Raw genomic sequence first — 14,150 nt, forward strand, 5'->3', positions numbered from 1 at the left:
TGATTTTGAAAGTTTGTCATAATTTTGAAACTTAAATTTACAACACAAAAAAAGCCATTTGCCTACACGTAAGCTCCATTCACAGAAAAAATGGAGTAAAACGTATCGATAAAAGATTAGTCCACGTATGATTCAATAAAAATTGCAGTTGGTTTAAAAGGATAAACTATGATTAGGTCTTTTTTCTGGAAATATTCACTACTAATATTATTATTTTTCTCCTTGTCCTATTCCGGTTTTACGGTTATACCTTCACAGGAACCTCAAGGTGTTGATGAGATTATTAAACTGGCCAGGGAATACGAAAATGCAGGGAATGCAAATCAAGCTGTTTACTACTACGATAAGGCAGCAAATGCCTACTGGAGAGCAAATGACTACCAAAACGCAATAGAATATTTTGAGAAGGCCCTCGAGAATATTACTAAAGTAGGGAATAAGAATGGCGAAAAGCTTTTATATATCAATCTTGGTTTAGTTTACTCTGAAATTTCAGACTATACCCATGCTCAAAAATGTTTTGAAAGTGCGCTTAATATTGCTACTTCAAGCGGAAAAAAAGGGGACGTTGGTCAAATACTTTATAATATTTCAACGGTTCAGATTGAGCAGGGTAACTATCAGGGCTCTTTGTCAAATCTTACCAAAACAGAAGCTATAGCACAGGAGGTTGGCGATCAGAAATTGTTACGTAATGTATACTACAACTACAACAGGGCTTATGAGGGTTTAAGGAATACGGAAAAAGCTGCTGAATATTTTAGCCTGTATGCCATGCTAACCAAGAAAATACAGGCCGAGGAAATCAGGAAGAAAGAATTGCAGGCAAAAGCAATGGTTGATAGCGCCGGTAGGGTTGTGCAGCAGGTATCACAGGAAAAGGAGCATACTGAAAAGAGACTTGTTGAAACAAGTAAGGAATTAAAGGAAAAAGAACAAACCCTCAAAGAGGTTGAAGAGTTAACCCGTGAGCAGCAAATGCAGATAGAGCTCTTAAACGCTGAGATGAAGTTACGCGACGCAGTAATTCAGCATCAAAAGTTGCTTCAGAAGGTTTACATTGGTTTAATACTATTCTCGTTGGCATTTGCAGCAGCACTTTACTACGCATACGTTCAGAAACGCAGGGCAAACAGATTACTAAAAGAGAAAAACGATGAGATTTCCAGACAGCGCGATGCTATTAGCCGTCAGGCTGATGAGTTACGTGAGTTGAATGCTCTCAAAGATAAGTTGTTCTCAATCATTGCCCATGACCTTAGGAGTCCGCTTTTTTCTTTAATTACCATGCTCAACATTGCAAAGGAAGGTCATTTTACTCCTGAAAACTTCAAGGAGATACTCGATGAACTCTCGGTTAACGTTAACCATACTACAGCACTACTTGAGAATCTCTTAACCTGGGCTAAAACCCAAATGCATGGAGTAAAGGTTAATCCTCAGAACTTCGACTTAAATCAGATGGTTAATTCCCGTATTCAGCTTTTAACCGAGGCTGCTGAAAACAAGGAGATCAAGTTAAAGAACAGTATTCCGGATGGTACCTTTGTTTTTGCCGATACCGATATGACTGATATTGTAATTCGTAATCTGATTTCAAATGCCATAAAATTCTGTAATGCTGGCGATAGGATCACAATATGGAGTACTACCGGCGCGGATAGGGTAACTGTATGTGTTGAGGATACCGGTAGGGGTATGACTCCCGATGTGCTCCAAAAGCTATTTGGTACCCAAATTACCTCCACGCCTGGAACCAAGAATGAAAAGGGTACAGGATTGGGACTGATTCTATGTAAAGAGTTTGTTCAAATGAATGGAGGTGAGATCTGGGCCGAAAGCCAACCCGATAAGGGTAGCAAGTTCTTCTTTACATTGCCAAAAGCCAGTGTTTAAAGGATGTTCAATTTCTATTTTGGCCAAATCATTTGGGGTTAGGTTTTTCTAACCCCTTTTTTATTGACTTGAAATCTTAAATTTTATATCTTTAGAACAAATAGAAAATACTATGAGTATAGCCCTTATAAGATATTTATCGGAATGGGGAAAACGACCTAGCGATATGTACAAGGAGCCAGGGCCGGTTGTAACCATTTCGCGCGAAATGGGGTGTCCGGGTAAACAAGTTTCTTCAACACTAATTGAGGAATTAAATAAAAGGTACAGGTTGAAAAATGAGTTAGCCTGGCGTTGGTTGGCAAAGGAAGAGATTCTCCACATTGCATCTGCTAAACTTGGTTTACCTAAGGAGAATATTGACTATGTTTTTGAAGCAAAGCGCAAGGGGATAATGCAGGAGATACTAGAGTCAATGTCAACAAAATACTATAAAAGCGATAAACACATTCAGAATACAGTAAAAAGCATTATTCGATCCGAAGCCTCAAAAGGGCATGTTGTTATACTGGGAAGAGGCGGTGTAGCAATAACACGTGATATTCCTCGTTCAATTCATATACACCTTGAAGCCCCTTTTGAATGGCGAGTGTTGCGGGTTGAGGAAATGTACCATTTTGAACCTAGGGAGGCTGAACTGTATGTTCGTGAAATTGACCGTAAGCGCGAAGAGATTAGGGTTTATTTTGGCGGGAAGGACACTGATTATACCCGCTTTGATATCACCTTTAATGCCATGACCCTATCGGTGCATGAGATTGTTGATATTATAATCCATGCCATGGAGGTGCGTAATCTTATCGTTTAATAAAGTCCTTAGCCAACGTGTTCAAAAACGATCTTTACTCCCAGCCCAATAAGTATAAGCCCACCTATTATCTCCATTCTTTTACCCAACACGCTGCCAATACTTTTTCCGAAAAGCATACCAAGCATGGCTACCAAAAAAGTAACGGAGCCAATTATAAGGTATGCATGCAGCATGTTTACATTTACCGCTACAAACCCTATCCCTACTGCAAAAGCATCGATACTGGTTGCTAATGCAAGGGTAAAAAGTACTTTTGGGTTTAGTGGATCAAGAGTGCTGTTGTTCTCCTCCCTTCCGAATGCCTCAACAACCATTTTTATGCCGATAAGGCAAAGCAATGCCAGCGCTAACCAGTGATCGATAGGCTCAACAAACGATTTTATGGCTAACCCAAAACCCCAGCCCAAAACCGGCATTGTTGACTGAAAAAAAGCAAATACTGCTGCAACCCTAAAGGCCTCCCAAAATACAATATGTTTCCGGGCTATTCCGCATGTGATTGATACTGCAAAGGTATCGAAGGAAAGACCAATTGCTAGAATAGTAATAGTAAAAAAAGACATGATAATTCAAAATTTTGACAAAGATAAAGATAATAGGGGAGAAGTTGGATATGGGGGGATTAGGAAGTTTGTGAACCGTGAGACGTGAGACGTGAGCCGGGAATCGTGAAGCGTTAGCCATGAACCGTAAAAAGTATACCATAAACCGTTTAACGTTTAACGAATAACGTATAACGATTATCCTTTACCCTTCCTCACCTACTTCCCAATAACCTCAATTTCAACCCTACGGTTAAGTGCACGGTTTTCTTCGGTATCGTTGGGTGCTATTGGAACTGTATTACCAAAGCCACGAACCTGCAGATTGCTAAAGCCATTTTCAATCAGGTATTCTGCAACCCGTTTAGCGCGATCCTCTGCAATCTTCTGATTGTTAATTGCTTCAAGGTCATCGGAGTGTCCCTGAACCTCAACCTTAATGCCAGGATTTTGGCGCAGAATACTGATCAAGCGGTTAAGCTCAGCAACTGTTTCGGGGCCAAGGTCAGCTTTGTTGATATCGAATCGGATGTTGAGTTCAAGCTTTGAGCCTATTGCTATTGGTTTAAGCAGTACATCGCGGGTAACATTCATAAACGTGGTAACCTGGTTCAGGTTAAGATTTTCGGCATAGTACCAGTAATCGTCGGCAACAACCTCAAGGGCATAAATATCATCGGCGGCAAACGATATGGCATAATCGCCTGTTTGTGGGTTGGAGTAAACCGATGCCACAATGCTATTGTTCTTGGTATTAACCAGGTTAACGCGTGCCCTTAGCGGCTTGAGCGATAGCGCATCCTTAACTGTACCCCTTAGGTTTGTTCGTCGGATTTGTGTAACTCCCTCGGCAGTTAGGTCCTGAGCCGATGGGCTAAAGTTGATACGGCGTATCTTTTCATCAAACACAAAGTTTACCTCAAACTGCTTGTAGCCATTGAACTGAACCCGGAAGTTGTTCTGGCGTAGGTCAAAGTCCTGGTAAAAAATGTTGTTTATACTAACAATATACTCATCGGTTACGGGGGCATAAATAACAAACTCTCCATTCTTATCGGTAAGTGTGGAGTATGTATTTCCTCGGCTATCGGTAGCGGTTACCCTTACATTTGAAACATCAACTTTCCCTAATCCTGATAATTTACTACGATTTAGAATTACTCGACCAAAAACTTTGTTTTTTTCAACAAAAGGGATATACAGGGTCATATCCTTATTAAGGGTAAAATTGATGTCTATATCAGCTTTAGAGAATGTTCCAGCTTCATTACCAACAGGGTTATATGATAGTTCATAAATTCCTGCAGGAATATTTTCATAAACCACTTCGCCATATTGGTTTGAAAGTAACTCGCCGGAAGTAAAGTCAGCATATTCCATGGCCTCGCTATCAACCCTTTGAATATTTACAAGAACATTTTTAATTCCCGGTTCATTCTCATTCATTATCCTGTTACCGTTGAAATCCTTGAAAAATACTAGTTTCAAGGTGTGGAATTTCAGGTAGGGTTGTTGAATGCCAAACTCCTTACGAACGCTTGCCTCAAAGTACATATTCTGAAAACGCTCAACCGCCTCGGTTGGTGTTACCCTGGATTGTATGGTGTAAACATTTAAAAATCGTAGTTGCCAATCTTTGGGTAGATACCAAAAAATTTGAGAGGTTATGTTAGAATAGCTTGATTTAGAAACTAAATCGTTAGAGTACGAGATATTTACCTGCAGGCGCAGCATTTCTTTATAGATAAAGGAATCAAAGTAGGGCATAACCCTTAAAAGACGGTTTGGCCTGGAAGCATAATACCAGCTAAACTGCTCGTATACCGAACGTGGGCCATTGGTATACATGGCTTGAAAGCCCCAGCGTGGTTGTCGCAAATTGAGAGAGAAGTACTGATAATTAAATTTTGCACGTGTAGGGGGGATGGAGAACGTTGAATCAACAAAATAGATTGGTTTATGGATTACATTTACAAATCCAGTAAATACTTGTGCAGTTAAAGAACTACCGGGTTTTTCGCCTTTAAAACGGAAACCAACATTGTAATTATATACCAATGTTGAAAAATAATCTTGACCCCTTCTAATAACAGGGAAGATATCTGATGAATTAACTTCAAATCCTGGCCCCGTAAAAAAATGTATCCTGTTATTCGGGAAGTACCCCCAAGTAACCAACTGCTTATGGAAATTAGTAAATGGCTGTTTTACTAAGTTGTAGGTACGGTAATCGCCTGGGCTATTCCGGTTGTCAATTGCGTAGTACTGTATATAATTTTTATCATTAAGGGTATAAACAAATTGCGACATCAATTCGGACCGACCATTAAAACTTGAGTTTAGAAAAGGTTGACCAGATTTAAAACGAACTGATGCATTAAGTTTTCTGGTATTGAAATTTACATAAGCTGTATGGCCTAAAGCAACTTTATTATAAACAGTATCATTTGGCCTTCCAAATTTTACTTGATTGTAAGCAATATCGTAACCTAATCTTAGTCTTTTTATTGGTGCAAGCCTAAAACCAGTTAAACCAATAGTAGAGGTGAAATTCTCGTTAAGCGATTCTGTATAAACACCCCCTAGTTTAAAACCATAGTTTTGAGAGGGAGAAAATTCAAGTTCTGCTCCAAAATTATTTTGTGGATTTATAACCCTTTGAGTTGCAATGGCTTCAAACCTGAATTTTTTTATACTAATTCCAGCACTTCCGCCTCGTCCGTAAAGACTACTTTCAATGCTCTTATTAATATCACCTGCCTGAATAAAATATTTACCGTTTCTATAACCCACCCACATTCTGTTATAGCGATAAAGATTTTCAGCTGGTGTTGTATTATCGTTGTTATAAAAAAAGTAAATCTCCCTTTGTTTACGAAATAAAATATTACCTTGTATTATAGATGCATATGCTGGTTTTGCATAGTTTGAGAATAGCCCTCGGGCAAAAAGCTCTGCTATTAAAACCCTACGGGATTCGGGTATGTAATTTGTATAAGAATATGATAAATTTTTTAGCCAGCTGGTTGCGCGGAATGTGCTATCGATAGTTTTAGCTTGTATATTCAACTTAAATAAATCGCGGCTAGTTTGAATTTCTTTGTCCAAGTAAACGTCAAAAATAACAGTTGAATCGGTGTAAGGAGCTATATTAATATCCTGGATATAATTTTTTAATCGGGCAGTTCCAATGCCTAAGTAGTTGTCGGTTTCCAGATTAATACTTACAAGTTCCTCCCTATTACCCCTATTTTCAATTTTTACTTTAATGGGAGCATATCCCGTTTGTTGGTCCAAATACTCAAATCGGGTAAGAAATTTCACCTTAAGGTCAACCTCGCGGGGTACCTTTACAAAACTGTACTCATTCTTAATAAGATTACCTCGAGAGTCCGATATTGCTGCAATTATTGAGTACCCAATATCACCTCGAACATTTTCACCCACTGCTACCCTAACGGGTATTAGTGTTGAGTCGAGCGGGGGGAGTGTTAACTCTTGCTTCTCATAACCTAATACTTGCCAACCCGAAGGTACAGTAAGTTGAAAAGTAAAGGTTTGTGGTTGTGAGGATTGATTTATTACTTTAACAACGTTGAAAATTGTTTTTCCTTTGCTTGCTTCAACGCTATGCTTTACAAATTTAATATCAATTTTTTGTGGTTCGTAAGTGTTAAAAAACAAATATTGGCCCATAACATTATGGGCAATTAAAAAAAGTGGTAATAATACTATTCTTTTGTAACTCACTTTCAAAACATCAGGGGTTAATTTCCACCAATGTAAAAACTAGATCAACAAAGTAATAATCGGGCTGTCTACCCAATAAAGGGGTAGCGGGAGGTGTACCGCATTCATAAGTAATCACAATTTCGCCTGTTACAGGTAATGCACCCGGATCGCCACCTTCCACAATAATTTGATTAGCGCTGGATAGTGTAATATCGGTTGTTGTGGTACCGGGAATTGTAGTATTTGGTTTTACTTGTATTGCAGTAAGGGGAATATCAGGTGCAGCGCCATCCGATTGTATGGTGGCTGAACCAGCTCTTACCAATAGTCTCCAACCTATACTAGTCCCATCGCCTCCGGCATTAGAGGTATCCCTATAGTGGATATTTAATCGGGTCCAATTGTTTAATACTTTCCCTGATGAATACTCAGTAAGGGATTTAAAGCTAAATGCAACCGACCCTCCGGAAGTCACCCAGATCCTTTTAGTAATATTCTGGGCTATTACTTTACCTTTAAAAGGTAAGGTAAATACTAGTAATGTTAGGAAATATAAAATAAATACCTTACTACACAACCTACTACAGGCCATTACCGTTATGATTAATGCGAAAGGATAGGGCCTAAGCCCTATCCTGCTATTTAGGAACAAGCTCTAAAAATACATTGGTAATGTACCTATCGGGGGTTAAACTTTGCGCAAGTAGTGAACTTGCATTCATTGCTCCTTCAGAGGTGCCAAGTCTCCAACGAATAGTGAAATTATTCTTGTCGGCTCCACCGGCAGCGGCTCCGGCTACACCGGTTACAATATTCTGGGCCCCATTGGTCAATGCTAATACCGCGGCAGGCAAAGCCCAGTTGGCTGGATCGTTACCAGAACCTGATTCTGAAAGATCGAGACCTACATTGTTTAGAGGCATGGTATTAGCTGCATTGTCTTGCCCTAAAAAGTTAGCATCCTCAGCTCTAATTGTAACATCAAAGTCCTGAGAGGCTGAAACTGTAAAGTTTGTTTGGTAACGAGCATCATTACCCCCAGTATTTATACCAGAAGTGTATTGACCTATTGTGTTAACAACAAAATCAATGTTACCACCCGAAACAACCGTTAAGCGTAAAATTGAGTTCAGTGTAACCGACACAGGAATAATGGCCTGGTCGTTTACTGCCTGCCCAAAGCCAGCCTGGCTAAGGAGCAACATGGCTGCTGCAAAAAATAGTTTTCTCATAGCTGTAAGTGTTAAGTTAATAAATAGTGTTTAGAGAATTTAGTTCCAGTCAATTGAAATATTTTTTAAAAATAATATATTTTTTTTTTTTACATGCAAATTTTGTTGATAAAATCTTTGTTTTTGGAGATAAAAAGGTTGTTAGGCTTGGGGAAAGGGGGATGGGGAAAGTTAAAAGTGAAAAGTTAAAAGTGAAAAGAGGTTTGTTAACCGTGAACCGTGAGCCGTTAAACGTTTAACGGAATTGATCAACCATCAACTTACACTTGTCATCCTGAGCGTAGCGAAGGATCTATTGAATAGTGTGCAGTGTACAGTGTGCAGTGTATAGGGGTTTTTAGTGTTTGGTGTTTAGTGTTTAGTGAAAGTTTTTTTTCACTATCAACTATCAACCATCAACTGTCAACTCCGCTTGTCATCCTGAGTGAAGCGAAGGATCTCTAATCGGCTTCAATGAGATGTTTCGCTTGCGCTCAACATGACAATAGTCTTGTGAACTGATCAAAAACAAGTATCACAGAGTTACACAATGTAATACAGTGTTTCACAGAGTGAATGACATGACATTCACGAACAACGAGCACAGTTACCAGCCCCGTAGGGGCGTAATATTTGTAATACTAAGGCTAATCCTACAGGTAATGCGATGCACGCTATGGTATTCCAAAGATCAAGAGTGAAGCGTTGCATCGCAACAGAAAGATATTGCAAAGAGCGGTTTTCATGTTCTTTCTTGTCTTGATACAAGAAAGAACCAAAGAAAATCAAGGCTGAAAAGCCCGAACCGATGGGTGCCCCGTGGGTGGAACTGCCACGCGATACTATTCGCCACTCCTGTGGCGTGACTCATGTGGTATCGCTTACAAAGCCCACCGCCACGTTCCACCCCCGACCCATTGCCGGGTCAGGCTTTTATGCCAATGTTGCTTTTTCCACTCCATTCTCTCTTAGGAAAAAGGGTTTGGGTGAGGTCATATTCCACGAACAACTTACACGAATAACTTCATTTGTCATCCTGAGCGTAGCGAAGGATCTCTAATTGACCCTTGAGATGTTTCGCTTGCGCTCAACATGACAATAGTTTTGTGAACTGATCAAAAACAAGTATCACAGAGTTACACTGTGTAACACGGTGTTACACAGAAAGGCTTTCACGAACAACGAACAACTATTCACGAGCAACGAGCAACGTTTCCAGCCCCGTAGGGGCGTAATATTTGTAATACTAAGGCTAATCCAACGTGTAATGCGATGCACGCTATGGCATTCCAAAGATCAACACTGAAACATTGCATCGCAACAGAAAGGTATTGCAAAGAACAATTTCAGGAAACCCAATCAAAAGAGATAAAAGGTTAGAACGTACGAAAAGATGCTTCGGCTAGCTCAGCATGACAATAGTTCCACGAACAACGAGCAACTACCATCTACCTTTTGCTTTCAAGCATTTTCTGTAAGGCGTACATTTCGTCGCGGTAGCGGGCGGCTTCTATAAAGTTAAGCTGTTTGGCTTCAGCTTCCATGGCCTGACGGGTATGCTCGATGGCTTGGATGAGTTCATCGCGGGTCATGTACTTAACAACAGGATCGGCAGCATAGTCAACCTTTTCGGGTTCCACATATACCTTAGCAGCCGATTGCATGCTGCCCATTATTGGCTTATGGGCTTTGACTATCTGGGTAGGTGTGATGCCATGTTTCTCGTTGTAACGTAGCTGTTTTTCACGACGACGATTGGTTTCCTCAATGGTAATGCGCATGGAGTCGGTAATCTTATCGGCATACATAATTACCCTACCATTAATGTTTCGCGCTGCTCTACCAGCGGTTTGGGTAAGTGAACGCGCGGAGCGCAAAAATCCCTCCTTATCGGCATCGAGTATGGCAACCAGCGATACCTCAGGCAGATCGAGCCCCTCACGCAGCAGGTTAACACCAACCAGAACATCGAAGAGCCCTTTCCGCAAATCCTCCATGATTTGCACGCGCTCAAGGGTATCGACATCGGAGTGAATATACCTGCACCGGATATCGAGGCGGGTTAAATATTTAGTTAGTTCCTCGGCCATGCGTTTGGTGAGGGTGGTCACCAGTACTCGCTCATCGCGGGTAACGCATTGGTTTATTTCCCCAATTAAATCATCAACCTGGGTTTGGCATGGCCGAACAATAATTGGGGGATCGAGTAGGCCGGTGGGTCTAACCACCTGATCAACCACAATGCCCTGGCATTTTGTAAGCTCATAATCGGCAGGAGTTGCACTAACAAAAATGGTTTGCCCAACCAGCTGTTCAAACTCCTCGAACCTAAGGGGGCGGTTATCGATTGCTGCGGGCAGCCTAAAACCGTACTCTACCAGCGTTTGCTTGCGGGAGTTGTCGCCACCATACATGGCCCTGATCTGGGGTATGGTAACATGGCTTTCGTCAATAACAGTTATAAAATCGTCGGGGAAGTAGTCGAGCAGGCAGAAAGGGCGCATGCCTGGCGGGCGACCATCAAAGTAACGCGAGTAGTTCTCAATACCCGGGCAGTATCCAAGTTCGCGAATCATTTCCAGGTCGTACTCCACTCGCTCTTTAATGCGTTTGGCTTCCAGTAAACGCCCTTGGCTCTGGAAGAATTCAACCTGTTTAACTAAATCATCCTGAATTTGTCTGATAGCCTCGTTGATACGCTCCTTCCCAGCAATAAAAATATTTGCCGGGTAAATAACAGTATCGTCTAAAGTTTCAATGAAACGCCCAGAAACAGGGTCGAACTCCTCAATGGTTTCAATTTCATCGCCCCAAAAAATGATACGAATGCCCCTATCGCCGTATGCAAGGTAAACATCAACGCTATCGCCTTTAACCCTAAAGGTACCACGCTTAAACTCCACCTCGTTCCTTGAGTACAGACTATCAACTAGCTGGCGTAGTAAATGGTTGCGAGTAATTTTTTGTCCAACCCTAAGGTTTATCTTGCTGTTGTAGAAATCCTGTGGGTTTCCAATACCGTAAAGGCACGATACAGAGGAAACAACAACAACGTCGCGCCTTCCTGATAGCAATGAGGAAGTGGCGCTAAGCCTTAACTTTTCAATTTCGTCGTTAATGGAAAGATCTTTCTCAATGTAAGTATCGGTTACGGGTAGGTAGGCTTCCGGTTGGTAGTAGTCATAGTATGAAACAAAGTACTCAACGGCATTTTCGGGGAAAAAAGCTTTAAACTCTCCGTAAAGTTGAGCGGCCAGAGTTTTATTGTGGCTAAGCACCAAAACGGGTCTATTAAGGTTGGCAATAACGTTAGCAATGGTAAATGTTTTACCCGAGCCGGTTACCCCGAGCAGGGTCTGGTGCCTATCGCCACGTATCAATCCTTCGGTTAGCTGGTTTATTGCTTCAGGCTGATCGCCTGCTGGCTTAAAATCCGATATTAGCTTGAATTCCATATTCCACAAATGTAGTAAAAATAGTGTAAAAGTGTGCTGCGAATAAGATAATGAGACTAAACCGCGAAGTGAAATTCTAAGTTCAAGGTTTAGGAGTTTGTATCGCAAAGCAGGATTAAATATAAAGTTCAACGTTTCCAGCCCCGTAGGGGCTAAACATTTGTAATTCCAGGTCACTCCCGTATGTGTTGCGATGCACGCAACACTTTTCCCAGTAAGCAATACTGAAACGTTGCATCGCAACGCTAATGCATTGCAAAGATTGATTTATGCGTTCTTTCTTGTCTTGATACAAGAAAGAACCAAAGAAAATCAAGGCTGAAAAGCCCGACCCGATGGGTGCCCCGCGGGTGGAACTGCCGCGCGATACTATTCGCCACACCTGCGGCGTGACTCATGTGGTATCGCTTACTAAGCCCACCGCCACGTTCCACCCCCGACCCATTGTCGGGTCAGGCTTTTATGCCATTGCTTGCCTCTTCCGCTCCATTCCCTCTCAGGGAAAAGGGCTGGGTTGAGGTCGTTTTCCATATTCAACCCAGATGACCCCTCTAAATCTCCCCTGAGAGGGGAGACTTTAGCCCTGCAATTAGGTCTCCTAATTGCTTCACCCCTCTCCTGTCAGGAGAGGGGTGGGGGAGAGGTCGTTTTTCACGAACAGCGAACAACGAGCAACGCTTCCAGCCCCGTAGGGGCGAAACATTTGTAAATCCATGGCTACTCCCACATTTATTGCGATGCAGGCTGTGGTATTCCAATGAGCAAGAGTGAAGCGTTGCATCGCAACAGGAAATCAATGCAAAGAGCAGCAGTAGTATCGAAAAGCAGGCTAAAGGATAAAAGCTAAAGGATAATGGATAAAGTACTTGGCTAGGGAATAGGGATTTTGGATTCAAGATTCAAGATTATTCAAGATCGCCTCCCAAGATGTGGGATTATTGTGTTTTCTGACCCCTGATTTTTGATTCCTATTTACAAATTATATTCCAGTTGATTAGGAGAGGGTTTTTACCGTGTTTTCTATTTTAATAGCATTGATATACTTATCAATTACTTGAAGCAGCTCGTAGGCATCAATTGGTTTTGAAACATATGCCACACAGCCAGCCGCCATGCAATTCTCCCTATCGCCGGCCATTACGCAGGCGGTTTGTGCAATAATTGGAATACTAGGATTGTGTTCGTGTATGATTGTTGATGCCTGAATGCCATTCATGCCTTCAAGCTTTATATCCATTAGGATTAGATCAATTGAGTAATTGGTTTTGACAATATCAACAGCCTGTTGCCCATTAGTGGCAAAGTAAAGCTTAGCACCTGTTCGGCTTAAAAGGGCAGTAAGTAGAATGGAACTAGGTTTGTCGTCTTCTACTATTAAAATTTGTTTCCCTTTCCAGTTGAATTGTTCAAACGAGCCCATTTTGTTGCATTTGTAAACCAGGCTCAAGTTAAATCTTTGAAATAAGATGTGGAATAGAGAATTGCGGTTAATGTATGAAATGCATGCTTTGGTTTACGAAAATGCTTTTTTCGGGGTTGAAGTAAAAATTTTTGAAGCAATTATCGATTTTCCAGTGCCTTGAGCTGTTGAGGGGAGCCAGTGATTTTGAAAACCAGGTCGTTTTTTTGAACAATACATGCCTTGTTCCTACGGTCAATTTTAGTTAGATACTTCAGATTTATTATTGCTGAGCGACTTACACGGAAAAAGGGATACTGAAGTAACTGCTGCTCCACATCTTTAAGAGAAACCGAGACAACCTCATCCTTTCGGGAATGTAAGTGAAGAACAGTATAGCTACCGCTTGCCTCGCACCAGATAATGTCATCGGGATCAACAAAAAGAACCCCGTTGCGCATGTTAAACTTAAGTTTAGGAAACTCCTCAAGGTGCTCAAGCAGAAGCTCTGCTTTTGACTTATCGGTTTTGATGCCATTACGTTTTTTTTCACGGTAACGGGCAAGGGTATCATTTATATCGTCAATATCGATGGGTTTAAGCAGATAATCAAAAGCAGCATGTTTAATGGCTTTAATGGCAAACTGATTGTAGGCAGTTATAAATACAACTGTAGGGTTGTAAGGGGTATTGCGTAGCATTTGAAGGAGATCAAACCCTGAACCCCCGGGCATTTCTATATCCAGAAAAATAATATCGGGGTTATGCTGTTTAATTGATTTAAAGGCTTGTGTAATGTTTTCGCATTTGTCCAAAACCTTTACATCATCGCTACTTTTAAGTAGGAAATCAATCATATCCCTCGAGTTGGGCTCGTCATCAACAATTATTGTTGTAATGGCACTTGGCATTTTAGGTTATTTTTCTGTTATGTTTTTTAAATTAACAACCCTTTAATCAAAGATATAAAACATTTTTGGAATATAAACAAGGATAGTTGCAGATTTTTTTAGTTGATGGTTGATGGTTGATCAATTCCGTTTAACGGTTCACGATTTACGGCTCACGGCTCACGAACCTCCCCTAGCTTTTCCTTAAATTCTA

The 14,150-nt window shown here is 41.1% G+C and carries 11 protein-coding genes; 4 read left to right on the plus strand and 7 right to left on the minus strand.

Annotation, left to right across the window (positions count from 1 at the left end; translation table 11 throughout):
* Nucleotides 1-168: 168 nt before the first annotated feature.
* Both AB6811_RS06690 and AB6811_RS06695 read left to right on the plus strand, forming a co-directional pair.
* Nucleotides 169-1,896 (plus strand): ATP-binding protein, encoded by a 1,728-nt coding sequence (locus tag AB6811_RS06690; protein WP_369489669.1) that lies wholly within the window; start codon nucleotides 169-171, stop codon nucleotides 1,894-1,896.
* Between the two features lie 112 nt (nucleotides 1,897-2,008).
* Nucleotides 2,009-2,704, plus strand: a complete 696-nt coding sequence (locus tag AB6811_RS06695; protein WP_369489670.1) for a cytidylate kinase-like family protein — start codon at nucleotides 2,009-2,011, stop codon at nucleotides 2,702-2,704.
* An 8-nt stretch (nucleotides 2,705-2,712) separates the two neighbouring features.
* Here AB6811_RS06695 and AB6811_RS06700 read toward each other — a convergent pair whose 3' ends face one another.
* From AB6811_RS06700 to AB6811_RS06715, 4 genes are all read right to left on the minus strand, one after another.
* The gene (locus AB6811_RS06700) at nucleotides 2,713-3,270 is read right to left on the minus strand and encodes a manganese efflux pump MntP (RefSeq protein WP_369489671.1); all 558 of its coding nucleotides are present in this window, start codon (nucleotides 3,268-3,270) and stop codon (nucleotides 2,713-2,715) included.
* 198 nt (nucleotides 3,271-3,468) lie between these two features.
* Nucleotides 3,469-6,945, minus strand: coding sequence for an OmpA family protein (locus tag AB6811_RS06705; RefSeq protein ID WP_369489672.1), 3,477 nt, complete (start codon nucleotides 6,943-6,945; stop codon nucleotides 3,469-3,471).
* Nucleotides 6,946-7,009: 64 nt separating this feature from the next.
* Complete coding sequence (locus AB6811_RS06710) at nucleotides 7,010-7,573, minus strand: hypothetical protein (protein WP_369489673.1); 564 nt, start codon at nucleotides 7,571-7,573, stop codon at nucleotides 7,010-7,012.
* A 46-nt stretch (nucleotides 7,574-7,619) separates the two neighbouring features.
* The gene (locus tag AB6811_RS06715) at nucleotides 7,620-8,213 is read right to left on the minus strand and encodes a hypothetical protein (RefSeq protein WP_369489674.1); all 594 of its coding nucleotides are present in this window, start codon (nucleotides 8,211-8,213) and stop codon (nucleotides 7,620-7,622) included.
* 787 nt (nucleotides 8,214-9,000) lie between these two features.
* On the opposite strand from AB6811_RS06715, the gene AB6811_RS06720 reads away from it, so the two are divergent.
* Nucleotides 9,001-9,252 (plus strand): hypothetical protein, encoded by a 252-nt coding sequence (locus AB6811_RS06720; RefSeq protein WP_369489675.1) that lies wholly within the window; start codon nucleotides 9,001-9,003, stop codon nucleotides 9,250-9,252.
* Between the two features lie 388 nt (nucleotides 9,253-9,640).
* Here the strand turns inward: AB6811_RS06720 and uvrB are convergent, their stop codons facing one another.
* Complete coding sequence (uvrB, locus tag AB6811_RS06725; protein ID WP_369489676.1) at nucleotides 9,641-11,647, minus strand: excinuclease ABC subunit UvrB; 2,007 nt, start codon at nucleotides 11,645-11,647, stop codon at nucleotides 9,641-9,643.
* 335 nt (nucleotides 11,648-11,982) lie between these two features.
* Between uvrB and AB6811_RS06730 the strand changes: the two genes are divergently transcribed.
* Complete coding sequence (locus tag AB6811_RS06730; protein WP_369489677.1) at nucleotides 11,983-12,165, plus strand: hypothetical protein; 183 nt, start codon at nucleotides 11,983-11,985, stop codon at nucleotides 12,163-12,165.
* A 476-nt stretch (nucleotides 12,166-12,641) separates the two neighbouring features.
* Here AB6811_RS06730 and AB6811_RS06735 read toward each other — a convergent pair whose 3' ends face one another.
* Together AB6811_RS06735 and AB6811_RS06740 are read right to left on the minus strand one after the other, a co-directional pair.
* Nucleotides 12,642-13,067, minus strand: a complete 426-nt coding sequence (locus tag AB6811_RS06735; protein WP_369489678.1) for a response regulator — start codon at nucleotides 13,065-13,067, stop codon at nucleotides 12,642-12,644.
* Nucleotides 13,068-13,207: 140 nt separating this feature from the next.
* Nucleotides 13,208-13,957 (minus strand): LytR/AlgR family response regulator transcription factor, encoded by a 750-nt coding sequence (locus tag AB6811_RS06740; RefSeq protein WP_369489679.1) that lies wholly within the window; start codon nucleotides 13,955-13,957, stop codon nucleotides 13,208-13,210.
* Nucleotides 13,958-14,150: the final 193 nt, after the last annotated feature.

Source organism: Tenuifilum sp. 4138str (assembly GCF_041102575.1).
GTDB lineage: Bacteria > Bacteroidota > Bacteroidia > Bacteroidales > Tenuifilaceae > Tenuifilum > Tenuifilum osseticum.